Raw genomic sequence first — 24519 nt, forward strand, 5'->3', positions numbered from 1 at the left:
ACACGACCGGGCTACGCCGTCGTCGGACCGCCGGGGCCCGGCGGCTACCCTGAACGTCGTGCCTTCTCCCACCACGGAACCTGCCGCCACCCGACGCGTCTCCCTGCTGACCCTGGGCTGCGCCCGCAACGAGGTCGACTCGGAGGAGCTGGCGGGCCGGCTGGCGGCCGGCGGCTGGGAGCTGGCGGCCGATCCGGAGGACTCCGACGTCGTGGTGGTCAACACCTGCGGCTTCGTCGAGTCGGCCAAGAAGGACTCCGTCGATACGCTGCTGGCGGCCTCCGACACCGGCAAGAAGGTCGTCGCGGTCGGCTGCATGGCCGAGCGCTACGGCCACGAGCTGGCCGACAGCCTGCCCGAGGCGGACGCCGTCCTCGGCTTCGACCACTACGCCGACCTTTCCGACCGCCTCGACGACGTCGTCGCCGGCCGCAAGGTCGCCTCGCACACGCCGGGCGACCGCCGCAAGCTGCTGCCGATCAGCCCGGTCCAGCGGCCCGCCGCGGCCGAGAACGTCGAGGTCCCGGGCCACGCGCAGCACGGCTGGGGCCCGCGGGTGCTGCGCACGCGCCTGGACGACTCCCCGGTGGCCGCGCTGAAGATCGCCTCCGGCTGCGACCGGCGCTGCTCCTTCTGCGCCATCCCGTCCTTCCGCGGCTCCTTCGTGTCCCGTCAGCCGGACGAGATCGTCGCCGAGGCGATGTGGCTGGCCGAGCACGGTGTCAAGGAACTGTTCCTGGTCAGCGAGAACTCGACGTCCTACGGCAAGGACTTCGGCCGCGACGGCGCCACCGCGCTGGAGCGGCTGCTGCCGCACCTGGCGGAGATCGACGGCATCGAGCGCGTCCGCGTCTCCTACCTGCAGCCGGCCGAGACGCGCCCGCAGCTGGTCAAGGCCATCGCGACCACGCCGGGCGTCGCCGAGTACTTCGACCTGTCGTTCCAGCACTCCAGCGAGCAGGTGCTGCGCCGGATGCGCCGGTTCGGCTCGACCGACTCCTTCCTCGCGCTGACCGAGCAGATCCGCGAGTACGCGCCCGAGGCGGGCATCCGCACCAACGTGATCGTCGGGTTCCCCGGCGAGACCGAGCACGACCTGGCGGAGCTGGAGCGCTTCCTCACCGGCGCCCGGCTCGACGCGGTCGGCGTCTTCGGCTACTCCGACGAGGACGGCACCGAGGCCGAGGGCTTCGACGGCAAGCTCGACCCCCAGGTGGTCACCGAGCGCGTCACGCGGATCTCGGCGCTCGTCGAGGAGCTGACCTCGCAGCGCGCGGAGGACCGGATCGGCACCTTCGTCGACGTCCTGGTCGAGCTGGACGACGACGGCGAGCTGACCGGCCGCGCCGCGCACCAGGCCCCCGAGGTCGACGGCGAGTGCGTCATCCTCGACGCCCCGGAGAAGACTGAGACATCCGGGGCTTCGCCCCGAGCCGGGGGCTCCGCCACCCGGACCCCCGCCAAGCGGCCCCAGGTGGGTGATTTCCTCCGGTGCGAGGTCGTCGACTCGGCGGGTGTCGACCTGATCGTGCGCGCGGCACCGGACGCCGACCGGTGAGTGCGCTCCCGAGCGATGCCGCGGACGAGGGCCTGGTCCCGCCGGCCGCGGAGACGACGGCGCAGGTCCCGGAACCGACCCCGGTCCCGACCCTGAACCTCGCCAACCTCCTGACGCTCTCGCGCCTGGTGCTGGTCCCGCTGTTCATCGCGGCGCTGTTCACTGGCGACGGCGCCGACACGACGTGGCGCGCGATCGCCACCGGGCTGTTCGCCGTCGCCTCCGCGACCGACCAGCTCGACGGCTGGGTGGCCCGCAAGTACGGCCTGATCACCGACTTCGGCAAGATCGCCGACCCGATCGCGGACAAGGCGCTCACCGGCGCCGCGCTGGTGGGCTTGAGCATCCTCGGCGAGCTCGGCTGGTGGGTCACGATCGTGATCGCCGTCCGGGAGATCGGCGTCACCCTGCTGCGCTTCTGGGTGATCCGGCACGGCGTGATCCCGGCCAGCCGCGGCGGCAAGGCCAAGACGATGGCCCAGATCGCCGCGATCACCGCCTACCTGCTGCCGCTGCCGGCCGGAGCCGACCCGATTCGCTGGGCGCTGATGGGCCTGGCGCTGGTGCTGACCGTGGTCACCGGCGTCGACTACCTGGTCCGGGCGGTGCGGCTGCGCGCGGCCGGACGTCGCGCCACCGGAAGCTGAGCGTGGACGAGACGGCTCTGGTCGCGGCCCTCAAAGCCCGCGGCGAGACGGTCGCGGCGGCCGAGTCGCTGACCGCCGGGCTGGTCTGCGCCACCCTGGCCCGGGTGCCGGGGGCGAGCGCGGTGCTGCGCGGCGGCCTGGTCGTCTACGCCACCGAGCTGAAGACGCGCCTGGCCGGCGTCGACCCCGAGCTGCTCGCCGAGCACGGCGCGGTGTTCCCCGAGGTCGCGGCCCAGCTGGCCGTGGGTGCCCGGGAGCGCTGCGGCGCCACGTGGGGGCTCGGGCTCACCGGCGTGGCCGGTCCGGCCGCCCAGGACGGCGTCGCGCCGGGCACCGTGCACCTCGGGCTCGCCGGGCCGGGGACACGCACACCACGTCCTCCGGGGGCTCGGGTGGCGGAGCCCCCGGACCGAGGCGAAGCCTCGTTTGTCACACCGCGTCCTCCGGGGGCTCGGGTGGCGGAGTCCCCGGACCGAGGCGAAGCCTCGTTTGTCACAGTCCGTACCCTGGCCTTGAGCGGCGACCGGGACTTGATCAGGACCGAGTCGGTCCGCGCCGCGTTTGCCCTGCTCGGGGAACATCTGGCGTGAATCGGGCGTTCGCCCTTGGCGTACGGGCACCCAAATCCTGCGCCCGGGGCGCCGCTCTGGGTAACGTAGGGGGTACTTGTACGGAAGGGAGGCGCGTGATGACCGTGCTGTTGCGTGAGGCGATCGGTGATCGGCTCCGTCATGCCCGCACCAACCAGCGTCGTACGCTGCGCGACATCTCCCGCGCCGCCAGGGTCAGCCTCGGCTACCTCTCCGAGGTGGAACGAGGCCAGAAGGAGGCGTCGAGCGAGCTGCTCGCGTCCATCTGCCAGGCCCTGGACCTTCCGCTCGGCGAACTGCTGCACCACGTGGCAGCGGACGTTTCGGCCCTCGACAACGTCGAGGTCGCGCCGGTCGACGAGCGGATCGTGGAAGGCCCGCCCCGGGAGAAGGTGCCCGACCGCGGTGCCAAGGCTTCGGCGGCCGGGATCGAAGGCGGCCGCCTGATGTCCGACCTGATCGGCAACGACCTCGCCGACCTGCGGATATCGCCGGCGCCACGGATGAACACCACGCTGCGCACGACGATCGGGCAGCCGAAGCTGGCTTCGACCATCGCCGCGTAGTAACGGATCGGACACGACGACGGCCCCGGGCAACGTGCCCGGGGCCGTTCGCGTGGGATACCCGTGGGATACCGGGGGTGTTCCGGGGGCGAACCCTGAAATCCCCCGGGGTCGCCTGGAATGGACGTGGCCGACCTGACACGATGGAACCCAACGCCGGGGTCGGTGCGTTGCATGTGCAGGGGAGCGACGCCCCACCACCCCGAGTACTCAAGGCCCGTGGGACGCAAGAAGGCAGGCGGAGGAGATGGCCAACCCGTTCGTGAAGTTCTGGAAGTACATGATGGCGGCGTTCTCGTCGAAGATCGACGAGCACGCCGACCCGAAGGTACAGATCCAGCAGGCCATCGAGGAGGCGCAGCGCAACCACCAGGCGCTGACGCAGCAGGCCGCCTCCGTGATCGGCAACCAGCGTCAGCTGGAGATGAAGCTCAACCGGCAGCTCAGCGACGTCGAGAAGCTGCAGGCCTCGACCCGCCAGGCCCTCGTCCTCGCGGACGAGGCCCGGGGCAAGGGTGACGAGCAGAAGGCGACCGAGTTCGAGACCGCCGCGGAGAGCTTCGCGACGCAGCTCGTCACGGCCGAGCAGAACATCGAGGACCTCAAGACGCTGCACGACCAGTCGCTGCAGGCGGCGGCCCAGGCCAAGAAGGCCGTGGAGCGCAACTCGCAGATGCTGCAGCAGAAGCTGGCCGAGCGCACCAAGCTGCTCTCGCAGCTGGAGCAGGCGAAGATGCAGGAGCAGGTCTCCGCTTCGCTGAACCAGATGAGCCAGCTGGCCGCGCCGGGCAACACGCCGTCGCTGGAAGAGGTCCGCGACAAGATCGAGAAGCGCTACACCACGGCGCTCGGTCAAGCGGAACTCGCTCAGAACTCGGTCCAGGGCCGCATGATGGAGGTCCAGGCCTCCACCACGCAGTTCGCCGGGCAGTCGCGGCTCGAGCAGATCCGCGCGTCGATGCGCGGCGACTCGGTCGCCCAGGTGACCGACGGCGGCGCGGCGGCGGCCCAGAAGCCGGCCGCCAGCTCGGCCGACATCCAGCGCGAGATCCAGGCGCGCGTGCAGGCGGAGCAGGGCAAGAACCCGGCTTGACGCCGGTGTCGGAGCCGAACCAGGGGGCGGGCATGGGACAGCAGCAAGGCAGAGGCCGGGACTTCAACGAGTTCAGCGCCAAGCTCGAGAAGCACATCGAGAAGCTGCCCGAATACGCCCAGCGCGCCCAGGAGAAGCTCCAGAAGGTCCAGAGGTACTTCCCGCCGGCCGATCAGGCCGGCGGGAAGCCCGGGACCGCCCGGCCGTCCTACCAGCGGCCGAACCCGTTGCAACGACCGCGGACAGCCGGGTCGCGGATGCCGGACCTGTCGTCGTTGGCGTCCGTGGCGAACCAGGTCCCGGCCTTCGCCGAGGCCCGGACCAAGTGGAACCGGTGGAACGACCCGGCCGCGAAGCTGGCACGCCGCAAGCGGCGGACGTCTCGCGCGCTCACGCTGTGGATCCTGCTGACGATCCTGTGCGGCGTCCTCGCCGTGGCCGCGGGCGTCGGCTGGATCAGTGCCACCGGCGCCGCGATGATGCCGCAGGCGATCATGGCCTTCGCCGGCGCCGTCGTGTTCGGCACGTTCGGCGTCCGGTCCGGGCTCAAGCTCCGTGGCCTCAACCGCGTCCAGCTGCCGGCCACCCCGGCCGGGCCGCCCCCGCTGCCGCCCGCCGGGTCGGTGGCGCGCGAGCCGATGGAACGGCTGGCCGAGGGTGAGGCGTCGCTGTTCGAGCTGCTGCGCCAGCTGTCGGTGCCGTCCTCGGTGGGCACGATGCCGGTGTCCGAAGTGTCCGTCGCGGACGCCCGCCAGACCGCGGACGAAGCCGCGGCCGCCCTGCGTGGCCTGGCGGCCCGCATTCAGGCGATCGAACGCGGCCGCAACGCCGCCCCGGCCCGCGAGCAGGGCGCGCTGGACGCGGCGGTGGCCAAGCTCCGCGAGCAGCTCGACGACGGCCTCGAAGGCTACGGCGGCCTGGTCGCCGCGGCCGGCCACACCGTCGCCGCGGCGGGCGACGGCCTGATCACGTCCAAGCAGGCCCTCACCGACGCCACCGACCGCCTGGCCGGCCTGGCGATGGCCCTGCGCGAACTCTCCTGACGCGCCACCACCCGTAACCCACGTGATCCGCGCCGCTGACGGCCCGATCACACCCGTGTCGACTGTCCAAACACGCGAGTCGACCGTCCAATCACGCGTGTCGGCCCGTCCGTCACACGTCCCGGCTCGTCGATCACGCCAAACGCCGCTTCGCTGCGCCGTTCAGGTGCGCCGCTCGGCCGTCCGGGTGCCGTCATCCTGCTCCGGACCCGCGTTGTCACGCGGCGTGCGTGATCGTGCGTTTCACCCCGGCGTCGCCGCCTGTTCACCTCTGGGTGCCGAAACACGCGCGTAATCGGAAACCGGTAGCGACGGAAACGTGCGCCACCTAACGTTTCTGTCATGCATGCAGTGATGGCAACCCACGGAAGGCCCGCCTTGCTCTGAGGTTCGCCGGCGCCGACCGTACACAGTGGACTTTCTCGCTTTCCGCCGAGGAAAGGACGCCCCGTGAACACGCTCCCGCCGGAACCGGACCCCGTCACGCCCGCCCCACCCAGCGCGACCCAGCGCGTCATCGCGGCCTTCGAGCGCATCGCCGAAGTCGACCGCCCCGAACTCTGGACCACGCTGCGCGCCGTCGAGGACGTCCTCGTCGACGCGAAGGCGGTCGACGAGCGGATCAAAGCGGGTGAGGACCTGCCCCTGGCGGGCACGGTCATCGCCGTGAAGGACCTGATCGACGTCGCCGGGCAGCCCACCACCGCGGGGTGCCCGTCGTTCGCCCGGGTCCCGGAAACCTCCGCCACCGTCGTCGCCCGGCTCACCGCGGCCGGCGCGGTCGTGCTCGGCAAGACCAACCTCGACCAGTTCGGCTACGGCCTCGCCGGCACCCGCACCCCGTACGGCGCCGTGACGTCGGCGTGGGACCGGACCAAGGTCGCCGGCGGCTCCAGCTGCGGCTCGGCCGTCGCCGTCGCGCTCGGCATCGTCGACCTGGCCCTGGGGACCGACACCGCGGGCTCCGGCCGGATCCCGGCCGCCCTGAACGCCGTCGTCGGGCTGAAGCCGACGCTGGGCCTGCTGCCGATGACCGGCGTCCTGCCGGCGTCGCACTCCTACGACGGCGTCTCGGTGTTCGCGCCCGGCCTGGCCGCCGGCCGCCGCGCGCTCGCCCTGATGACCGGCCCGGACGGCGTCGACCCCGGCATGCGCACCTGGCCCGCCGACGTCCGCCTCGGCGCCGGCGACCACCCGCGGATCGCGATCCCGGACGAAGCCGGCCTGGCCCCGTTGAGCGCCGCGGCCCGGCTCGCCTTCGACGACACGGTGACGCGGCTGGCGGTCTCGGGCGCGATCCTCGAACCGATCCCCTTCGACGTCTTCCGCGAGGCGGGCAAACTGGTCTACACCGGTTCGTTCGACGTCGAGAGCTACACCGTGATCGGGGAGTTCCTCGGCAAGAACCCGGCCGACGCCGACCCGACGGTCGCCGCCCTGGTCCGCGCGGCCGGCACCCACACCGCACACGCGTTCGCCGCCGACAAACGCCGGTTCGCCGAGCTGAAGGTCCGGGCCGCGCGGGCTCTCGACGGGTTCGACGCGCTCCTGGTGCCGACCGTGCCGGACCACCCGGAGCTCGCCGAGGCGCTGGCCGACCCGATCGGCGTGAGCCACCGCCTGGCCGTCTACAGCGCGTTCGTGAACGTGCTCGACCTGGCCGCGGTCACCGTCCCGGTGCTGCCGGGCGACCGCCGCCCGTTCGGCGTCACCTTCGTCACGCGCGCCTTCGAGGACCAGATCGCCCTCGACCTGGCCACCGTCTGCACGGACGAGCCGATGACGCACTACCCGGAGCCCGGCGAGGATCTCGTCGTGTTCGGCGCGCACCTGCGCGGCCAGCCGCTCAACTCCCGGCTCACCGAGCTCGGCGCCCGGTTCACCGGCCCGGTCCGGACCGCCGAGCGGTACCGGATGGTGTTGCTGGCGACCGAACCACCGCAGCCGGGCGTGCTCGAGGACGTCGACGGCCGTGCTCTCGACGGCGAGCGCTGGCGGCTGTCCCCGGCCGCGCTCGGCCGGTTCGCCGCGACGCTGCCGGAGCCGTTCGTGCTGGCCCGCGTCGAGCTCGAGGACGGGTCGCGGGTCCTGGCCGTCCGGTGCGAAAAGGACGCGACCACGGCGGCGCCGGGCCTGGAACGCTACGAATCCTGGCGCGGCTACGTGCGCTTCACGTCTACCGCCGGGCCGCGAGCCCCCGGCTGACGCGGCGGACCAGCCCCGGCCCGTGCAGCGCGAACCCGGTGTAGAGCTGCACGAGCGACGCGCCGGCGTCCACCAGCCGGACGGCGTCGTCGGGGCCGAGGATGCCGCCGACGCCGATGATCGGCAGGCTCCCGCCGGTGTGGTCGTGCACGAACCGCACGACCTCGGCCGCGCGGGTGGTCAGCGGCCGGCCGGACAGCCCTCCCGCCTGTCCGGCCAGGCCGCTTTCCGCGGCCGCGATTCCGTCACGGGAAAGGGTGGTGTTCGTGGCGATGATCCCGGCGACGCCGTGGTCCAGGCTGACTTCCAGGAGCTCGGCCAGTGCGTCGTCGGTCAGGTCGGGGGCGACCTTGACCAGCACCGGCGTCGGCGCGGCGCCGCCGGCCAGCTCCACGGACGTCGACCGCAGCTCGCCCAGCAGCTCGGCCAGCGCCGCGCGGTCCTGCAGCTGACGCAGCCCCGGTGTGTTCGGGGAACTGACGTTGATCGCGAAGTAGTCGGCGTACGGGTGCAGCGCGCGCAGCGAGAACCGGTAGTCCTCGACGGCGTCTTCGAGTGGGGTGAGCTTCGACTTGCCGATGCTGATCCCGAGCGGCACGCCCGGTTTGCCCTCCCGCGCGAGCTTCGCCGCGAGCGCCTCGGCGCCGTCGTTGTTGAAGCCCATGCGGTTGATCACCGCGTCGGTCTCGGGGAGGGTGAACAGCCGCGGCTTCGGGTTGCCCGGCTGCGCCAGCCGCGTCACCGTGCCGACCTCGACGAAACCGAAACCGAGCCCGGCCCACGCGGGCAGCGCGCGGCCGTTCTTGTCCATCCCGGCGGCGAGGCCGACGCGATTGGGGAAGCGCAGGCCCAGCACCGTCGCCGGGTCGTCGACGCGGTACACGCGGCTCAGCGCCGAAGTGGCCTTGCCGAGGCGGGAGAGGACGCCGATCGTGCGCTCGTGCACCAGCTCGGGGTCGTGGTAGGACAGGCGGTACAGCGCCGGGCGGACGATCTTGTCGAAGAACACGCCCTCATGCTGCCAAATCGCCCGGAGCGCGCGACCGGAGCGTCACCTCGGGGTGAACGAGACCACTACGCGCGGTCCTTCCACTCGTCTTCCAGCATCGCGAAGACGAGTTCGTCGGTCCACTCGCCCTTGACGATCTCGTTCTCCCGCAGCCGCGCTTCCTCGCGCATGCCGAGGCGTTCCATGAGCGCGGCGGAGGCGGTGTTGCGGCCGTCGCAGCGGCCGATGATCCGGTGCAGCCCCAGGTCTTCGAAGCCCAGGCGCAGCAGCTCGGTGGCGGCTTCGGCGGCCAGGCCCTTGCCGTGGTGGTCGGGGTGGAAGACGAACCCGATCTCGCCCTGTCGGTGCTCGCTGCTCAGCCACTCGAGGTTCAGGTCGCCGATCAGCTGCCCGGTCGCCGCCAGCTCGACCGCGACGGCCAGGAACTGTCCCTCGTTCGTCAACGTCGAGCTGTGCACCCGTTTCGCGAGCGCGGCGGCCGATTCGGCGCGGCTGCGAGGGCCCCAGTACAGGTAGCGGGCGACGTCGGAGCGGGACTGGAAGGAGTTCAGCGCGTCGAGGTCGTCGAGCGTGAACGGGCGCAGGAGCAGGCGATCCGTGGTGATCGGGTAGTCGGGCCTGAGCATGGTTCCAGGCTAGCGACGGTTGACCCGTCCGGGGGACGGAACGGCGAAACCGAATCGGCGAAACCGGAGGTCTGATCGCCGGGCGGTCGCCCGCCGCCGACGGGCGGCTTGACCTGCACAAATGAGCGGTTTGGGGGTGCCCCCAGGGGGTCTCTCGAACGCCGTCAAACGCTCGAGCCCGGGCCGGACCGGTGCCCGGGAACCCTGGGGGCCCGGTGACTGCCTGGTATTCGCTATCAGGCAAACACGGGAAGCAGGCGATGAGCCGAAGGTGGCTCCGTTGTATCGCTGCTCAAAGTCCCATCTCGTGCCATCCGCTAGCGGACAGTCACCTCACGAGTCCTGTTGGAATACAACTTAGGACCACCTCCTCTCTCGTGTACCGCCACGCTAAACGAAGTTCCCGGTACCCGGCAACGTCATTTGCCGGATCTCACGTCGCAGGAGGTTTTTCGGTGCGTCGCCGAGGAAGGACGCGTCGACGGCGTTCTCCGCGAGCCGCGCCAGTTCGGCGGCGGTCAGCCCCAGCGCCTCGGCGACGGCGACGTACTCGCCGGTGAGCGTGGCCCCGAACATCGGCGGGTCGTCGGTGTTGAGCGTGACGACGACGCCGTGGTCGAGCATCCGCCGCACCGGGTGCGCGGCGACCGAGGCGACCTGGCCGGTGCGCACGTTCGACGTCGGGCACACCTCCAGCGGAATCCGTTGCGCCGCAAGGTGTTCGAGCAGCGCGGGATCGGCGGCGCAGCTGGTGCCGTGGCCGATCCGCTCGGCGCCGAGGTCGTGCAGCGCCGACCAGATCGTGGCCGGGCCGGTGGTCTCGCCGGCGTGCGGCACGCTGTGCAGCCCGGCTTCCCGCGCCCGGGTGAAGAACGGCGCGAACCGCGCCCGCCCGACCCCCAGCTCGGGCCCGCCGAGCCCGAAGGACACCAGCCCTTCGGGGCGTTCGCGGAGCGCGAACACGAGGGTTTCGGCGCCGGCCTTGGTGCCCTTTTCGCCGGGAATGTCGAAACACCAGGCCAGTTCCACACCCAGCTCGGCGGCGCGGGCCCGGCCGGACTCGAGCCCGGCGAGCAGGTCGTCGCCGGGCATACCGTCGAGGAGGTGGTTGTAGGGCGTCACGGTGACTTCGGCGTAGCGGCAGTTCTGCGCCGCGAGGTCCGCGGCCAGGCCGGCGACCAGCGTGTGGACGTCGTGGCGGTCGCGCACCAGCGACGTGACCGCGAAGTAGACGGTGAGGAAGTGGTCGAAGTCGCGGAAGGTGAAGAACTCCGCGAGCGCGCGTTCTTCGGTCGGGACACCGGCTTCCGGGCGGCGGCGGGCCAGTGCGCGGACGGTCGGCAGGCTCGCCGAGCCGACCAGGTGGACGTGCAGTTCGACCTTGGGCAGGGCGCGCGCGAACGCGCGCAGCGCCGGCCCGGCCGGGATTTCGGGCATGACGAGACTCCCTGGGACGTGCGGGTGCGGTGACGTGGCTGCGCGGGCGGCTCAGGGAGCGAGGTCGCCGCGTTCGGTGTCGGTCCCGTAGAGCGGGAGCTTGAACGACGTCACGCAGGCCACCTTAGCGCGCGGGGGCCGGCCCGGACTGGCACTTCGGGCAGAACCACGTCGGCCGCCGCCGGACGTCGTGGCCTTGCGTGCGCACCAGGGTGGGGCCGCCGCAGCGGAAGCAGCCCTGGCGGGTGCGCTCGTAGACCCAGTTCTTCCGGTTGCGGTCGAGGTGACCGGTGGTGCTCTGGTCGAACCGCCCGGAGACGGCGTTGGCCAGCAGCAGCTTGCGGCCGAGCGCGACCGTCCGCGAAGCGTCCACTTCGGACACCGACGTCCACGGCGTCACGCCGAGCAGGAAGCACATCTCGCACTTGTACAGGTTTCCGACGCCCGCCATGACGCGCTGGTCGAGCAGAGCCAGCCCCAGTTCGCGTGCCGGGTCGGCGGCCAGTGCCTTCACGGCGCGGGCCGCGTGCTCGTCCGTCCACTGTGGATCGAGCAGGTCCGGGCCGAGGTGGGCGACGAGGTCGTGTTCCTTCGCGGTGGGCACGAGTTTGAGGTCGTGGACGCGGAACCCGATCGCCTGGGCGTCGGCCGAGGTGAGGATCACGCGGGCGTGGTGACCCGGCCGGCGCCACTTCGCGCCGGCCGCGTAGACGTCCCACATGCCGTCCATCATCAGGTGCGAATGCAGGGTCAGGTCGCCGGAGAAGCGCGTGAACAGGTGCTTGCCGACCGTGCCGACGCCGAGCAGGTCGCGCCCGGCGAGGTCCACGGTGGCCAGTTGTGGCACCCGGAACTCCCCGCGCAGCAACGTCTTCCCGGCCATGGCCCGGTCGAAGCGCTTGCCGACGAGGTAGACGGTGTCACCTTCGGGCACGGCTCACCCCGCGGATTCGGACACCTCGGCCGGGGCCGCCTCGGTCTCCGGCGCCGGGCCTTCGGGCCAGTCCGGGCCCTCGGGCTCCTCGCCGTGGACGCGGTGCCGGCCGGCGCGGTTGGAGCGCAGGATCTTGGCCAGCACCATGTTGAAGGTCAGCGCGATCTCCTGCGCGCCGGGGGAGTGCCACTCGTGGATCGGGCTGCAGGCGCCCTGGGCCTGCTGCACGGCCAGCCGGTCGGTGATCGCCGTCGGCATCACCAGCGGGCCGAAGTTCTCGCGCAGCTCGGCGATCCGGAACTGGTGCTCGTAGGAGCGCACGCGCAGCTTGTTCACCAGCACGCCGATCGGGCGCAGGTCCGGGTTGAGCTCCTTGCGGATGTTCTCGATCGCCTCCAGCGCCCGGCGGGCGCCCGCGACGGCGTACATCGTCGGCTCGGTGACGATCAGCGCGCTGTCCGCGGCGACCAGCGCCGACTTCGTCAGCCGGCCCAGGGACGGCGGGCAGTCGAGGATCACCAGCTCGTAGGGCGTTTCGCGCAGCGGCTCCCGGTGCAGCTCGTCGAGCGCGCGGGAGAAGTTGGCGAGCCGCTCGCTGCTCGCGTCCGGGTCGTTGAGCAGTTCCAGCTCTTCGGTGCCGACGAGGACGTCGACGTCCTCGCTCCACACGCTCGGCGCGATGGCGCGTTCGAGCACCTCGCGGGTCGGCGTCTCGAGGACGTCGGCGAGGGTCGCGTCGGTGTAGGGCGGGTCGAGCGAAGTCGTGGCGTTGCCCTGCGGGTCCAGGTCGACCACCAGCGTCCGCGTGCCCCTACGCAGGGCGGCGGAGGCTACACCGAGAGCGACCGTCGTCTTGCCGACGCCACCCTTGAGGCTGAGTACGGCGACCGTGTGCACAACGACCAGCCTACGGGTGCGGGCCAGCGGGGCCACCGGGCGAGGCGTCGTGACTTCCGATCACCCGAAGGGACCAACCGGGAGGAAAGCCGGACCGGGCACTACCCTGTGCGACATGAAGACGGACACCGTGGCCGCCCGGGGTTCGGGCGCCGTTCGCCGGGTGCTCGAGGCCGAGCTCAAGGCCGCCCGCGCCCGGGGCGCCGAGCACCCCGGCGTCGTCGACGTGGGCGGCGGCAGCGGCGGCTGGGCGGTCCCGTTCGCGGCGGCCGGCTGCCGGGTGACCGTCGTCGAGCCGAGCCCGAACGCGCTGGCGACGTTGAAGCGCCGCGCCGAGGAGGAAGGCGTCTCCGACCGCATCACGGTGATCGCCGACGACGCCGACGCGCTGGGCCGCCACATCCTGGCCGGCTCGGCCGACCTGGTGCTCGCGCACGGCCTGCTGGAGATCGTCGACGACCCGGCCGCGGTGCTCGCCGCGCTGGCGGCGGCGGTCGCCCCGGGCGGCGCGGTCTCGGTCCTGGTGGCCAACCGCCACGCGGCGGTGCTGCACCGCGCGCTGGCCGGCCGGGTGGCCGAAGCCCAGCAGCTGCTGACGAGCGTCGACGGCATCGCCCCGGGCGACACGGTCCTGCGCCGCTTCGACGGCGACGACCTGCGCGCCCAGCTGGAGGCGGCCGGCCTCGAGGTGACCCTGCTGCAGGGCGACCGGGTGATCGCCGACCTGATCCCGGGCGACGTCCGCGACGAGGACCTGGCGGAGTTCGAGCGGACGGCGGCGTCGTCACCGGCGCTGCGGAACATCGCGGGCCGCCTCCACGCCCTGGCCCGCCACCCGTCCTGACGTCAGCTCGCCCGACGGCCCACTTCCGGCGGTCCGTGAAGGACTCCTTGAGGGACTCAGAGTCCCTCAAGGAGTCCTTCACGGACCTTCCCGAGCTGGGCGCCCGAGCCGACCCGGCCCACCGCGCTCCCGCGAGCCCCGGCAACAAGCGTTTCGCTGGGTCTGACCGGGCACTTCCGGCCGGCCTGGCCGCGCTGGTGGGCGGCCAAACCGGCAAAGCCGCCTCGCTGCGCATGCCGGGCAGCACGAGTCACCGCCGTACCGGTCGTGAGTGGTTAGGACGGTTCTAACCGCCCTAACCACTCACGACCCCTCGGTCACCGTGCCCCGCACGTACCGGCAGCCTCGCTGCGCATGGCCGTCGTCGCCAGATGCGGGTCGGCGAGCGGCTCACTCCGGCGCGTGCTTCCGGGCGTCGGCGGATTTCCGCCCTCTCACCCGGAAGAGTGCGGGTCGCGTCCCGTGGGCGGCGAAACTGTCGGTGCTGGCCGGTAGCGTCCCGGGCGTGGGGCGAAACGCTGAACTTCCCGGCGGCATGGGCCGGTTCCGGGTCCGGCCGGGGGAGCCGTTGCCGGATGACGCCGGGTGCGGGCTGCTGCATGTCGACATGGATGCTTTTTTCGTGTCCGTCGAGCTGCGGACGCGGCCCGAGCTGGCCGATCGGCCCGTCGTCGTGTCCGGGGGTGGGCCGCGGGCCGTCGTGGCCGCCGCGAACTACCCGGCGCGGAAGTTCGGCGTGCGCTCGGCGATGCCGTTCTCGACCGCGAAACGCCTCTGCCCGCACCTGATCAACATCCCGCCGACCTCGGGGCTCTACGGCGAGGTCTCCCGCGGCGTGATGGGCATCTTCCGCGACCTCACCCCGCTGGTCGAACCGCTGAGCCTCGACGAGGCCTTCCTGGACGTCAGCGGCGCGTTACGCCGCCTCGGCGCGACCCCGGCCCAGCTCGGCGCGCGGATCCGCGCACGCGTGGCCGCCGAACACGGCATCTCCTGCTCGGTCGGCGTGGCGAAGGTCAAGTTCGTCGCGAAGCTCGCCTCCGGCATGGCGAAGCCGGACGGCATGGTCGTCGTGCCCGCCGCGGAGACCCTCGCGTTCCTGCACCCGCTGCCCGTCTCGGCGCTGTGGGGCGTCGGCGCCCGCACCGAGGAGCACCTGCGGCGGCTCGGCCTGGACACCGTCGCCGACGTCGCCGCGTTCCCGCCCGAACGGCTGAAGAAGTCCCTCGGGGTCGCCGCCGGCGAGCACCTCTACCGGCTCGCCCGCGGCATCGACGAACGGGCGGTCGTCACCGAGTCGCCGGACAAGTCGATCGGCGCCGAGCACACCTTCGACGTCGACCGGCACGACCGCGCCGAGCTCGGCCTCGAGCTGCTGCGCCTGGCCGAACGGGTCGGCGCGACCCTGCGCGGGCGGGAGGTGCGCGGCCGGACCGTCTCGATCAAGGTGCGCTTCGCGGACTTCCGGACGATCACCCGGGCCCGCACGCTGGTTTCGGCCACCGACGTCGCCCGCGAGATCCACGCCGTCGCCGTGGCGTTGCTCACCGAGCACGCGCCGACCGGCGCCGTCCGGCTGATCGGCGTCCGGGTCGAAGGGCTCGAAACCGGCGAAGCGGGCGAGCAGCTCATGTTCGATTCACCGGCGCCGCGCTGGCGCGACGCCGAGGTCGCGGCGGACGTCGCCCGGTCGAAGTTCGGCTCCGCGGCCATCCGGCCGGCCTCACTTCTGGCGCCGCGGGAGCCCTGAACCGGTCACGATCGGCCATCGTGACGGTCCGTCAACCCTCCCCGGACCGGATTTAGCCCAATTCGATCCCTTCTGGATGCGGGATCGGGTAGTCGTCCGGGCGCGGGCCTCGTATCCTGGACAGTGCCACCCCGCCTGGGGTTGGCTGTTGGGTCCAGAACGTTGCGCGGCCCGGCGCCCGCGACAGCTGTGCCGGAGGAGGAAAGATGCCACTCTCCGAGCATGAGCAGCGGCTGCTCGATCAGATCGAGCGCGAGCTCTATGCCGAGGACCCCAAGTTCGCATCCACGGTGCGTGGCACCCGGTTGCGTCGCCCCGCTCGCCGACGGCGTATCCAGGGCATCGCCCTGTTCGTAGTGGGCGTGGCCCTGCTGGTGCTGGGCGTGGTGGTGCCGCAGTTCCGGGTGGCCGACATCCCGCTGATCAGCGTGCTCGGGTTCCTCGTGATGTTCTTCGGGGTCATGTTGGCCGTCACATCGCTTCGGCACGGTGCCGAACCGGACGGCAAGGGCGGTGGAGCAGGCGCACGCGGCGGCAAGCAGCAAGGCCGCCGGAGCTCCTTCACCCAGCGGATGGAGGAGCGCTTCCGCCAGCGCTTCGAAGAGCAGTAGCGCCGCAAGACCACGAGATCCGCGTCCCGCCCGCCCGGTGGGACGCGGATCTTCTTGTGTGCTCACCCACCTAGGACGACCGGCCTGCCCCGGTCCATCACATTGGGTGACAGCGGCCGGCGACCGGAATCGCCGACACGCTGACCGGAGTGGCCAACCCGGCGACCGGATTGGCCAGCACGGCCGGGGCTGGGTCGGCGCTCGGCGTGGTGACCGGTCCTCCGGGCGGTGTGTCGGCCGGACCGGTCAATCCCGGAACGGTCAGTCGCGGTTGCGGAAGACCGAGCGCGGGAAGAGGCGGCCCTTCCAGGACAGCGGGGCGTTGCGGTGCAGGCTCCGGCGCAGGTGGTCGAACGCCGTGGGGAGCGTCGGGTCGCCTTCGCCGTCCTGGCCGTACCACGAGCGCTCCACGACGCCGATGACCGTGCGCAGGCCTTCGCGGCCTTCGTCGTCCAGGTGGTGCTTCTTCGCCAGCTTCTGCCCGGCCACCCGGACCGTGTCGCTCGGCGGGATCGGCAGCCCGCGGTCGGCGCACTCCGCCCGCAGCTCCGACCACGCCGCGTCGGCCGCGCCCGGCCGCTGCCCGACGATCTCCTGCAGCCGCCGCCGGCGGCCGACGTCGCGCGCCGCCGACGGGCCGAGCAACGCGGCCAGCAGCAGCACCACGATCAAGCTGAACCACCACGCCAGCAGGGACGACAGCACGCCCAGCACGGCCACCCACAGCACCGTGGTGATCAACGGCAGCCAGTTCGTCAGCACCGCCCCGAGCCCGGTCCGCGCCGGCGTGCTCTCCGGCGCGGCTCCCGGCCGTCTCCGGTAGAGGAGCCCGCCGACGACCACCAGCAGGGTCGCCAGGATCGCGAAGCCGATCAGCACGTACACCAGGACCCACTGCCAGGTGGGCGTGCCCTCGTCGGTCTGCTGCGGGCCCTGGGCCTGCGCGTTCTGGTCCGTGTCGCGGGGCGCGCCGGTGGGCGCGGCGCTCGACTGGACCGTGCTCGGCGCGACCTGCGTGTCGTCGGGCTGGTTGCCGTTCTCGCCGCCGGCCTGCAGGTACGACGGGGTGATGCCGCGGCCGTCGGACAGCGGTGTCGGGTCGAACGTGACCCAGCCCTTGTCGCCGAAGTACGCCTCGACCCACGCGTGGGCGTCCTGGGTGGTGATCGACATGTAGTCGTTGACCGGGACGCCCGGCGTGAAGCCGATCGCCACCCGCGACGGGATGTTCGCCACCCGCAGCATCACGGCCATCGCCGAGGCGAACTGCTCGCAGAAGCCGCGCTTGCCCTTGAGGATGAAGTCCGCGAGCGCGTCGGCGTCGTTGGCCGGCGCCGTCTGCGTGTCGTAGACGAAGCCGTTCTGCGCGGTGAAGTACTGCCAGATCGCGCCGGCCCGGTCGAAGTCGTTGGTCTTGCCCGCGATCAGCTGGTCGGTCTTCGCGCGGACGCGGTCGTCGACCCGGTCGATCTGGGTGTAGCGCGGCGGCAGGTCGTCGACCCGGTCGGTGACCCGCAGCTCCTGCGCCGTCGGCTCCTTCAGCGACGCGTATTCGGTGTAGGACGGCGGGACCTCGCTGCGGGTGGTGAACACCGTGCCGCTGACCTGGTCGTAGAGGTAGCCACTGCCCGCGCCGTCGATCGCGCGCGGCGCGCCGTAGACCGGCAGCCAGTTGTCGCGCCAGCTCGTCGGCTCGACGTCGACCCGCCGGGCCGGGCCGGCGCCGTCGTCACCCGGGGCGGGCGGCAGCTGCGGCGTGATCGGGATGCCCTGCTGCGACCGGCCGTCGTCGTGGATGCCCCAGCCCTTGTTGGGGTAGTAGGTGTCGAGTGTCATCGCGCGCAGCAGCCGCCGGTCGGTGCCGAGGCCCCGGACCTTGAACAGCTCCCGGTTCGAGCCCTGGTCGAGCATGCCGCGCAGCTCGGTGAACGGCTGGATGCCGAACCCGCCGGCCCCCGCGCCGGGGCCGTCGCCGCCGTTGCCGAACGGGATCCGGCCGACCGTGCCGACCCAGGTGATCGCCCCGCCGAAGAGGCCGAGCACGATCGCCGCGGCCACCACCGCGACCGGCGCCGACAGCACGCCCGGCTTGCCGCTGCGCCCGGGCGCCTCGCGGGTCCGCCAGCGCTGGTGGCGGTGGTTGCCGTCGACCGCGAGCAGGCCGGCGAACGCGGCCCCGCCGAGCAGGAACGTCCACCAGGGCAGCATTTCCTCGGACAGCGCGGCCGGCACGGCGTAGACGCAGAGCAGCACGAGCCCGGTCGCGGCGGGCGCCGCGGCGGCCACCGTCAGCGTGTCGACCAGGATGGCGACCAGGCCGACCAGGATCGTCACGAGGCAGAGGATCGGCTGGCTGCCCTCGACCGGTGGCAGCCCGACGCGGATCTGCTCGGCCGCCGCCGAGAGCGTGTTCCCGAGCTCGCCGAACGCGTCCGGGCCCGGGACGACCAGCAGGATCCCGTGCGTGGTGAACGCGCCGGTGATGAGGAAGAGCAGCACCAGCAGCTGGCCGAGGCCGACCAGCACGGTCGGCACCTGCAGCGACCGCAGCGCGAGCCCGGTCGCGCCGATCAGCAGGACGGCGACGAACAGGTAGCCGAACCAGGCCAGGCCGGACACGACGCTCGTCACGGACGTCGCCGCGCAGAGCGTCGCGATCCCGGCGCAGGCCGGGGCGAGCAGGCTGGCGCGCCACGCGGAAAGCGGGTGCTGGGAGGGCGGACGCCGGGGCGGCGTGGCGGACGGGCGCGGCGGGGCGGCGGTGCTCATCGGGTGCCCCCGATCAGGGTGCCGCGGCGGGCGCCCGCCTGGCAGAGCTCGGCCCACACCTGGGGCATCGGCGAGCCGGGCCCGGCGACCACGACGCCCCAGCCGGCGGCGCGCAACAGCGCGGCCGAGTCCTCGGTGGCGGCGGCCCGCTGCTCGGGCGCGCTCACCCCGGCCGACCAGGTGGGCGTGTCGAGCAGGACGGCGAGGCTGCGGATGCCGCGCGGGCGGAACTGGGTCAGCTCGTGCACGGCTTCGGTGCTGACGGTGCCGAGCACGGCGACCAGCTCCTGGCCGTCGGCCGGGTCGCGGGCCAGCGTGATGTCGCGCTGGTGCGCCGGCTGCAGCGCGGCCAGCGCGTCGAGCACGATGTGGTCGTAGTGGTCGCCGCCGTCGCCGGGGGTGTCGGCGAGCGTGACGCCGTGCTCGCTGACCAGCCGGACGCGGTGCCCGGCGCGGCGCAGGTGCAGCGCGGCCGACGCGGTGAACGACACCGCCCACTCCAGGCTGGCGGCGGGGCCGGAGCCGTGGTGCGCGGCGGCGCGGTTGTCGAGCAGCACCGTGGTGCCGCCGCGCCAGGGCCGTTCCTCGACGCGCACCATGATCTCGTCACGGCGGGCGGTCGAGCGCCAGTGCACCTTCCGCAGGTCGTCGCCCTGGCGGTACTGCCGGACGATGACGTCGGCCTCGCCCTGCCCGGCGTGCAGCCGGACGGTGCCGTCGTCGCCGACGCCGATGCCCGCACCGCTCGGCAGCCCCCACAGGGCGACCACGCGGGGGACGACGACCAGCCGCGAGTGCCCGATCAGCTCGCGTTCGAACTCGCACAGCCCGAACGGGTCGGTGATCGTCGCGCGCAGCGGCCCGACCTGCTGGATCCCGCGCAGCACCGGCTGCAGCGGGTAGCGCAGCGCGACCCGCCGGTCGTGCGGGAGCCGTTCGACGACGAACCGCGGCCGCGAGCCCAGCGCGTACGGCACGCCGTCCTCGAGGAGGATCTCGCCGGCCGGCAGCCGCCCGCTGCGCCACAGCTCCAGCTGCACTTCGCCGTTCGCGCCGACCGCGACCCGCTGCGGGTGCAGCGCGCGGGTGGCGCCGATCCGCAGCCGGGTCGCCGAGATGAACGCGGCGACCAGCAGCGGCAGGCCCACCACGAAGACGGCGACCCGGAGCAGGTCGCGTTCGTTGAGCACGAACGAGCACACCGCGGCGGCGAGCCCCGCGGCCAGGAGGCAACGGCCGCGGGTGGTCAGGCCGGACAGGGCACGCAGCATGCGGTTCTCTTCACCTTCGCCGTGGGGACTACTGGCGCGGGCCGGTGCCCTGGGGCACCGGGACGCGGTGCAGGACCGCCCGCACGACGTCGGTCGCCGAGCGGCGGGCCGCGTGGGCCTCGGTGGTGAGCATCAGGCGGTGGGCCAGCACCGGGACCGCGACGGTGTGCAGGTCGTCCGGGACGACGTAGTCGCGCCCGGACAGCGCCGCCTGGGCGCGCGCCGCGCGGACCAGGTGCAGCGTCGCGCGCGGGGACGCCCCGAGCCGGATCTCCGGCAGCTGCCGGGTCGTCGCGACGAGGTCGACCGCGTAGCGGCGGACCTCGGGGGCCAGGTGCACGCCGCGGACCGTCTCGATCAGCCGGTGCACGGTCTCGCCGTCGGAAACCGGCTGCAGGTCCTCGATCGGGTTGTGCCCGGCGTGCTCGTCGACCATGGCCAGCTCGGCCTGCTGGTCGGGGTAGCCGATGGAGACCCGCGCGGTGAAGCGGTCGCGCTGGGCTTCGGGCAGCGCGTACGTGCCTTCCATCTCGATCGGGTTCTGCGTCGCGATCACCATGAACGGCTCTTCGAGCTTGTAGGTCGAGGTGTCGACGGTGACCTGGTGCTCTTCCATGCACTCGAGCAGCGCCGACTGCGTCTTCGGCGAGGCGCGGTTGATCTCGTCGCCCACCACGATGTTGGCGAACACCGGGCCGGGGCGGAAGTCGAACTCGCCGGACTGGCGGTTGTAGATGGAGACGCCGGTGACGTCGCTCGGCAGCAGGTCCGGGGTGAACTGGATGCGGCTGACCGTGCAGTCGATGGACCGCGCGAGGGCCTTGGCCAGCGACGTCTTGCCGACGCCGGGCACGTCCTCGACCAGCAGGTGGCCCTCGGCGAGCAGGGTGACCAGGGCGATCCGGATGACGTCGGGTTTGCCGACCAGCACCCGCTCGATGTTGGCGGCGATCCGCCGGGCGACCTCGTGCAGTTCGTCCAGCGACACTCTGCCCGGCCGGGCGTTCGCCCGGCCGTTGCCCGAGGCGTCCGCCGGATAAGGCGTCCGCCCGGATGCCTGCTCGCCCGATCCGGGCGTCGCAGACTGGATTCTCGACGTCACTCGACCTCCTGGTGGCGCATGGCTGGGCGCGGAGTGCGCACAGCCGGGCCGATCGGCCCCCTGGCTGCTGTCCGCGCAGCGACCAGCCTTCCATCCAGTGTGTCAAACCCGGGCGAACCGGAGGGCGGAACCCCGCGAAGCCCCTGAGCCTGACGCCCGCAACGGCGGTCGATGACACTGCGCAAGCAGGGACGATACCCCGATCGGGTGTTCTGTCACCCGATTCTGGGCGCTCCCGCTGACACCCCGCACTGTCGTATGCTGCGATTCGAGGTCGCTCCGTCACTGAGAGGCGTAACCGCTTATGAGCGAGGTCCGGACGCAGCCGCCGTACGACGTGCGCGGGTTCGCGGTCGCGCCCGAACTGGCCACGGACGCCTACGCGAAGCTCGGCCAGCTGCAGGACGTCGTGGGCGAGATGGTCCGCGAGGCCAAGGTGCTCGGCCGGAGCGTGCCGCTGGGCGGCGGGTACGCCGGGGAGATCGGCAAGTTCATGGCCGAGTACGGCATCGGCGGGCAGGGCTCGGCCGTGCAGCAGCTGACCGCGTTCGGCAAGGAGCTCGAGACGCTCAAGCACCGGATCGGCCAGGCGCTGGCGAAGTACCAGCACGCCGACGAGACGGCGGCGGACGGCGTGGACTGCACGGGTGGCTGAGGGCGTGCACAAGAAGTATCTGTGGGTCCCGGCCGTGCTGCTGCTCGCGGCCTGCGGACAGCAACCCGCGCTGCCGGCCGTCGCGGGCAACGCCTCGACTGTGGCCCCTTCGACGTCGCGGCCCCCGGCCGAGCCCGGCACGCTGGCCGCGCTCGACCCGTGCACGCTGCTCTCGCCGGCGGACCGCTCGAGCGCCGGGGTGAGCGTGCTCGGCAAACCCAAGGACATCGCCGGCGCGCGGGCGTGCGACTGGACCGTGCCCGCGAGCTTCGGCGTCACCGTGACCCTCGACGAGCGCACCGGCCTGGCCGACCTCGCGGTCGCGAAGAAGACGGCCACCAAGACGACGGTGGGCGCCCACCCGGCGCTGCGCGTCTCGGACAAGAAGGCCGCCGACGGCACCTGCGCCGTGCTGCTCGGGGTGGGGGACTCCGGCAGCGTCCAGGTCGACGTCAGCAACTCCGGCTTCACCGACACCGCGCTGGCGTGCCGCCGCGCGGGCACGGTGGCCGGGCTGGTCGAACCCAAGCTGCCCTGACCCGACGACCGGAAGGTGCGCTGTGCCCGACGCCGAACCCCCCGTCCCCGCCGCGAGGTACGAGTCCTACAGCCACGAGGCGATGGCCGCCGAGGTCGAGCGGGACAACGACCCGGTCGCCGCGGGGGAGACGGGTGCCCGCTGGGACGGGCTCGCGAAGCGGCTGCACGAGTCGACCGCCGACCTGGCCGCGCTGATCGCCGGCACGCACGAGACCTGGCAGGGGCCGGGCGGTGACGCGGCGCGCGCGTCGCTCGGCCGGGCCGCGCAGTGGCTTTCGCACTCCGCCGCGGTGTCGGCGTCGGTCGGCACCGCCGTCGGCGCGCAGGCCGATGCGGCCGCGCGGGCCCGGGCCGACATGCCGCCGCCGGTGACCTACGACCCGGCGGCGATGATCCGCGACGCCGCCGGCGCGGGCGACATCCTGGTGCTCGCCGGGCTGGCCGACGAGATGGAGGCCCGCCGCGCCGAGGCGGAAGCCGCGCGGCAGAAGGCGATCGACGTCCTCCGGACCCGGGACGCGGCCCTGCACGGTCACGTCCCGGCCGAGACGTTCGCGGCCCCGCCGGCGCTGGGGCAGGCTTGATCCGCGTCTCCGCGTCGGCGTTCGACATCCTCTGGACGGACCTCGGCCACGACCGGCCGCCGGAGCCGCTCAGCGTGCGCAGCGTCGGCGGCACCGACGAGGAGCGCGACGAGGTGCGCAAGGCCGTGTACGAGAACCTCGCCGGGCGCGGGCTCTACGACGGGTCGCGGCTGGAACCCGCGCTGGCGCACCGGCTGGAGCTGCTCGCGGCGGGGGAGGTGTTCGTCGCGTGCGAGGCCCTGGCCGACATGACGGCGGAGGTGCCCTTCCGCGCGGTGACGGCGGTCCGCGGCCGCCGCGGCGTGCTGGCCGTCCAGCCGGAGCAGACCATCAGCCTGGACGGCATCCGCGAAAGCGAGCTGTGCACGGCGATCGTCGATGTCCTGCCGGAGCTGACGGCGGGCCCGGGTTACGGCGTCAGCCTCGCCGCGGCCGCGCTCGCCTCCGACGTCGACGACCCGGTGTTCGCCGAGCGCGGCGCGCGGTCGGCGGCGTCGTCGGCCCAGTTGCGGGAAGTACTGGCGATCCAGGCGCGTCCGGTGTACGCGGCGGGCCAGTTCAGCGTCAGCCGCCGGGCCGCGTCGGGCCGGGTCGAGCGCACGGGCGGTTTGACGTGGTTCGACACCGACGTCGGCGCGTACTGCGCGACGAAGACCGCGGGCCGCGGCGGGCAGGACTGGGTGACCGTCACCCCGGTCGACAGCGCCCGCCTCGCGTCCCGCGTCGCCACCCTGGTCACCCCCGAAGCCTGACCCGGGTGCCCGAAGGGGCACGAACCGTGGCCGGACGGGCAGTCCCCGTGATCCGGGAGCCGGCACGCGTGATCGAAGAGTCAGCACGGGTGATCGGGGGGTCGACACGGCGGCGGACGGCGTGTCGACCCCCCGATCACGTGAGTTGGCGTTCCAGTCACGCGTGCTGACCCTTCGATCACGCCGATCCGGGTTCCGGCACCTCGGTGTGCTGGTCACCCGGGTTCCCCACTTCGCGCCACCCGCGTCCCCGCCGGACCCCACCCGGATCCCCACCGGGCCCCACCCGTGTCCCCACCGAGCCCCACGGAAGGGGGTATCGGTTCTTTCGCGGCCGTTATGCGGACGTTTCGGGGACAGCTGAGGTTGCTTTGGTCCACCACGGCGGGGGATCTTGGCCACGGCGCCCCACACCGCCCCCCACCTGGACCCACCCTGCTGACCTGCACAAACGCGTGACACGACGGAGTGAGACGCGGTTTTGTCGCGTTGACTGTGGTGAAAAGTGGGGTACGGTGGTGGCCAGTGGGGCGGAAGGGAAGCCCCGGAGCCGCAGCCAGTGGTCCGCCACCGGATGCGGTAGGGAGGTGGAGGCCGTGTTCCTCGGCACCCACACCCCGAAGCTGGACGACAAAGGGCGGCTCGCGCTGCCCGCGAAGTTCCGCGACGCCTTGGCCGGCGGGCTGATGCTCACGAAGGGGCAGGACCACTGTCTTTTCGTCTTCCCCCGCGCCGAGTTCGAGCAGATGGCGCGCAAGGTCGCCGAGGCCCCGTTCACGAACGAGGCCGTCCGGGCCTACCAGCGCTACCTGTTCGCCGGGACGGACGAGCAACGCCCTGACGGGCAGGGGCGCATCAGCATCGCGCCCGAGCTCCGCCGCTACGCGGGGCTCAGCAAGGAATGCGTGGTGATCGGGGCGATCACCAGGCTGGAGATCTGGGACGCCGAAGCGTGGCAGGGCTACCTGGAGGAACACGAAGACAGCTACGCGAAGGCTCGAGAGGAAGTACTGCCGGGCGTCTTCTAGGCGCGTGG

At 72.7% G+C, this 24519-nt stretch carries 23 protein-coding genes; 15 read left to right on the top strand and 8 right to left on the bottom strand.

The window, feature by feature from the left end; all coding sequences use genetic code 11:
* Positions 1-58 precede the first annotated feature (58 nt).
* The 7 genes from rimO (at position 59) to atzF (ending at position 7702) form a co-directional block, all read left to right on the top strand.
* On the top strand, positions 59-1558 hold the full coding sequence (gene rimO / locus OG494_RS02850; protein WP_328451639.1) for a 30S ribosomal protein S12 methylthiotransferase RimO: 1500 nt from the start codon (positions 59-61) through the stop codon (positions 1556-1558).
* Positions 1555-2205: a CDP-diacylglycerol--glycerol-3-phosphate 3-phosphatidyltransferase gene (pgsA, locus tag OG494_RS02855; protein WP_328451641.1), complete on the top strand. Its 651-nt coding sequence runs from the start codon at positions 1555-1557 to the stop codon at positions 2203-2205. Before rimO ends, pgsA begins: the two co-directional genes overlap by 4 nt.
* Before the next feature lie 2 nt (positions 2206-2207).
* Complete coding sequence (locus OG494_RS02860; protein ID WP_328451643.1) at positions 2208-2795, top strand: CinA family protein; 588 nt, start codon at positions 2208-2210, stop codon at positions 2793-2795.
* Between the two features lie 98 nt (positions 2796-2893).
* Positions 2894-3361: a helix-turn-helix domain-containing protein gene (locus OG494_RS02865; protein ID WP_328451645.1), complete on the top strand. Its 468-nt coding sequence runs from the start codon at positions 2894-2896 to the stop codon at positions 3359-3361.
* Positions 3362-3608: 247 nt separating this feature from the next.
* Positions 3609-4454: a PspA/IM30 family protein gene (locus tag OG494_RS02870; RefSeq protein WP_326943035.1), complete on the top strand. Its 846-nt coding sequence runs from the start codon at positions 3609-3611 to the stop codon at positions 4452-4454.
* Positions 4455-4486: 32 nt separating this feature from the next.
* Positions 4487-5497 (top strand): phage shock envelope stress response protein PspM, encoded by a 1011-nt coding sequence (gene pspM, locus OG494_RS02875; RefSeq protein WP_328451648.1) that lies wholly within the window; start codon positions 4487-4489, stop codon positions 5495-5497.
* Between the two features lie 450 nt (positions 5498-5947).
* A complete protein-coding gene (atzF, locus tag OG494_RS02880) occupies positions 5948-7702 on the top strand; it encodes an allophanate hydrolase (protein ID WP_328451649.1) in 1755 nt (584 codons plus the stop codon).
* Here atzF and OG494_RS02885 read toward each other — a convergent pair.
* The 5 genes from OG494_RS02885 to OG494_RS02905 form a co-directional block, all read right to left on the bottom strand.
* Positions 7674-8711 carry a quinone-dependent dihydroorotate dehydrogenase gene (locus tag OG494_RS02885; protein WP_328451651.1) on the bottom strand — a complete coding sequence of 346 codons (1038 nt, stop codon included), beginning with the start codon at positions 8709-8711 and terminating at the stop codon, positions 7674-7676. The genes atzF and OG494_RS02885 overlap by 29 nt on opposite strands.
* Before the next feature lie 65 nt (positions 8712-8776).
* On the bottom strand, positions 8777-9337 hold the full coding sequence (locus tag OG494_RS02890; protein WP_328451653.1) for a GNAT family N-acetyltransferase: 561 nt from the start codon (positions 9335-9337) through the stop codon (positions 8777-8779).
* A 390-nt stretch (positions 9338-9727) separates the two neighbouring features.
* Positions 9728-10774: an adenosine deaminase gene (gene add / locus OG494_RS02895; RefSeq protein WP_328451655.1), complete on the bottom strand. Its 1047-nt coding sequence runs from the start codon at positions 10772-10774 to the stop codon at positions 9728-9730.
* 124 nt (positions 10775-10898) lie between these two features.
* The gene (locus OG494_RS02900) at positions 10899-11708 is read right to left on the bottom strand and encodes a DNA-formamidopyrimidine glycosylase family protein (RefSeq protein WP_328451657.1); all 810 of its coding nucleotides are present in this window, start codon (positions 11706-11708) and stop codon (positions 10899-10901) included.
* 3 nt (positions 11709-11711) lie between these two features.
* Positions 11712-12605 carry a ParA family protein gene (locus OG494_RS02905; protein ID WP_328451659.1) on the bottom strand — a complete coding sequence of 298 codons (894 nt, stop codon included), beginning with the start codon at positions 12603-12605 and terminating at the stop codon, positions 11712-11714.
* Positions 12606-12720: 115 nt separating this feature from the next.
* Between OG494_RS02905 and OG494_RS02910 the strand changes: the two genes are divergently transcribed.
* From OG494_RS02910 to OG494_RS02920, 3 genes are all read left to right on the top strand, one after another.
* The gene (locus OG494_RS02910; RefSeq protein WP_328451661.1) at positions 12721-13449 is read left to right on the top strand and encodes a methyltransferase domain-containing protein; all 729 of its coding nucleotides are present in this window, start codon (positions 12721-12723) and stop codon (positions 13447-13449) included.
* A 535-nt stretch (positions 13450-13984) separates the two neighbouring features.
* On the top strand, positions 13985-15199 hold the full coding sequence (gene dinB, locus OG494_RS02915; protein WP_328458855.1) for a DNA polymerase IV: 1215 nt from the start codon (positions 13985-13987) through the stop codon (positions 15197-15199).
* 206 nt (positions 15200-15405) lie between these two features.
* Positions 15406-15810 (top strand): DUF3040 domain-containing protein, encoded by a 405-nt coding sequence (locus OG494_RS02920; RefSeq protein WP_328451663.1) that lies wholly within the window; start codon positions 15406-15408, stop codon positions 15808-15810.
* Between the two features lie 261 nt (positions 15811-16071).
* Here the strand turns inward: OG494_RS02920 and OG494_RS02925 are convergent, their stop codons facing one another.
* From OG494_RS02925 to OG494_RS02935, 3 genes are read right to left on the bottom strand one after another with little or no spacing between them, the layout of a single operon-like run.
* Entirely contained in the window at positions 16072-18579 is a 2508-nt protein-coding gene (locus tag OG494_RS02925) for a transglutaminase family protein (RefSeq protein ID WP_328451665.1), read from the bottom strand.
* Positions 18576-19850 (bottom strand): DUF58 domain-containing protein, encoded by a 1275-nt coding sequence (locus tag OG494_RS02930; RefSeq protein ID WP_328451667.1) that lies wholly within the window; start codon positions 19848-19850, stop codon positions 18576-18578. The genes OG494_RS02925 and OG494_RS02930 overlap by 4 nt, the downstream gene beginning before the upstream one ends.
* 28 nt (positions 19851-19878) lie before the next feature.
* The gene (locus tag OG494_RS02935) at positions 19879-20952 is read right to left on the bottom strand and encodes an AAA family ATPase (protein ID WP_328451669.1); all 1074 of its coding nucleotides are present in this window, start codon (positions 20950-20952) and stop codon (positions 19879-19881) included.
* Positions 20953-21256: 304 nt separating this feature from the next.
* On the opposite strand from OG494_RS02935, the gene OG494_RS02940 reads away from it, so the two are divergent.
* The 5 genes from OG494_RS02940 to mraZ all read left to right on the top strand — a co-directional run bounded on the left by OG494_RS02940 (position 21257) and on the right by mraZ (position 24511).
* Positions 21257-21607: a hypothetical protein gene (locus OG494_RS02940; RefSeq protein WP_328451671.1), complete on the top strand. Its 351-nt coding sequence runs from the start codon at positions 21257-21259 to the stop codon at positions 21605-21607.
* Positions 21600-22145: a DUF3558 domain-containing protein gene (locus OG494_RS02945; RefSeq protein ID WP_328451673.1), complete on the top strand. Its 546-nt coding sequence runs from the start codon at positions 21600-21602 to the stop codon at positions 22143-22145. Before OG494_RS02940 ends, OG494_RS02945 begins: the two co-directional genes overlap by 8 nt.
* 82 nt (positions 22146-22227) lie before the next feature.
* A complete protein-coding gene (locus OG494_RS02950; protein ID WP_328458856.1) occupies positions 22228-22731 on the top strand; it encodes a PPE domain-containing protein in 504 nt (167 codons plus the stop codon).
* Positions 22728-23483 (top strand): ESX secretion-associated protein EspG, encoded by a 756-nt coding sequence (locus OG494_RS02955; RefSeq protein ID WP_328451675.1) that lies wholly within the window; start codon positions 22728-22730, stop codon positions 23481-23483. Before OG494_RS02950 ends, OG494_RS02955 begins: the two co-directional genes overlap by 4 nt.
* Positions 23484-24079: 596 nt before the next feature.
* The gene (gene mraZ / locus OG494_RS02960; protein WP_247054593.1) at positions 24080-24511 is read left to right on the top strand and encodes a division/cell wall cluster transcriptional repressor MraZ; all 432 of its coding nucleotides are present in this window, start codon (positions 24080-24082) and stop codon (positions 24509-24511) included.
* Positions 24512-24519: the final 8 nt, after the last annotated feature.

This window comes from Amycolatopsis sp. NBC_00438, from assembly GCF_036026695.1.
GTDB lineage: Bacteria > Actinomycetota > Actinomycetes > Mycobacteriales > Pseudonocardiaceae > Amycolatopsis.